The organism is Streptococcus suis (assembly GCF_002964045.1).
GTDB lineage: Bacteria > Bacillota > Bacilli > Lactobacillales > Streptococcaceae > Streptococcus > Streptococcus suis_U.
The window spans coordinates 1-1,490 of the sequence record NZ_POPB01000234.1; the positions used below are offsets into that span (position 1 = coordinate 1).

The following is a 1,490-nucleotide window of genomic DNA, read 5'->3' on the forward strand; positions in this document are numbered from 1 at the left end:
TTTCTAAAGGATAAAGACAAGGTTTTAAACGCTATGGAATTGCCTTATTCCAACGCCAAACTGGAAGCTACCAATAATCTCATCAAAGACATTAAAAGAAATGCCTTTGGTTTCAGGAACTTTGAAAACTTTAAAAAACGGATTTTGATTGCCTTGAACATAAAGAAAGAGGCTCTATAAGACTGTAGTGGGTAAAACCACCGTGGAGATTATGGAGCCTTTTTGAGTGTAGAAAAAAAGTCCCATATGACCTATAATGAAAAGCGTTCAAACTATCATTCTAGAAAGGTTCATATGGAACAACTAAATCTTATCACAAATTTTCTCAGAATTAAAGACAAAAACATCACTATCACTGATGAATATGATATGGGAACTCACTTAGAACTCCACGGTCTCTTGGATTATACAGCCCCTAAATGCTCAAAATGCAAGGGACAAATGGCTAAATACGACTTCCAGAAAGCCTCTAAAATCCCATACTTAGAAACAGCTGGCTACCCGCTACTTATCCGCCTTAGAAAGCGTCGTTTCAAGTGCAAAGAATGTGGGAAAATGGCTGTCGCCGAAACTCCTCTTGTCAAGAAGAACCACCAAATTTCCGTCGCTGTTAACCAGAAGATCGCCCAATTACTCATCGAAAATCAAGCAATGCAACATATTGCACACAGGCTATCTATCTCAACATCATCAGTTATGAGAAAACTCAATGAATTCAAGTTCGAAACGGATTGGAATACCTTACCTGAGGTGATGAGCTGGGACGAGTATGCCTTCAAGAAGGGGAAGATGAGCTTTATCGCTCAAGATTTCAATTCCCTAAACGTCATTGCCATTCTGGACGGAAGAACACAAGCAACCATCCGAAACCACTTTCTACGCTATCCTAGAAAGGTTAGAAATCAAGTCAAAGTCATTACCATGGATATGTTTAGTCCCTACTACAAATTGGCTAGACAACTATTTCCAAACGCCAAGATTGTTCTGGATCGCTTCCATATCGTGCAACACCTTAGTCGTGCCATGAACCGTGTTCGTATTCAAATTATGAATCAATTCGACAGAAAATCGCAGGAATACCGAGCTTTGAAACGCTACTGGAAATTGATACAACAAGATAGCCGTAAACTCAGCGATAAACGATTTTATCGCCCTATGTTCCGAATGCACTTGACTAACAAGGAAATACTGGAAAAACTCCTGTCTTTCTCCGAGGAACTACGACAGCACTATGAACTCTATCAACTTCTCTTATTCCATTTCAAAGAGAAAAATTCAGATCATTTCTTCGAACTTATCGAACAGGAAATAACCGCTGTTAATCCTATTTTCCAGACAGTATTTAAGACATTTCTAAAGGATAAAGACAAGGTTTTAAACGCTATGGAATTGCCTTATTCCAACGCCAAACTGGAAGCTACCAATAATCTCATCAAAGTCATTAAAAGAAATGCCTTTGGTTTTAGGAACTTTGAAAACTTTAAATGGTG

General features: G+C 38.5%; 2 protein-coding genes. Both read left to right on the forward strand.

The window, feature by feature from the left end; all coding sequences use genetic code 11:
• Nucleotides 1-180 (forward strand): transposase (locus tag C1E99_RS02150; protein WP_161951132.1); only part of this gene is annotated, 180 nt, incomplete at its 5' end.
• A gap of 114 nt (nt 181-294) precedes the next feature.
• A partial coding sequence (locus C1E99_RS02155; RefSeq protein ID WP_193441781.1) for an ISL3 family transposase occupies nt 295-1,490 on the forward strand: 1,196 nt, incomplete at its 3' end.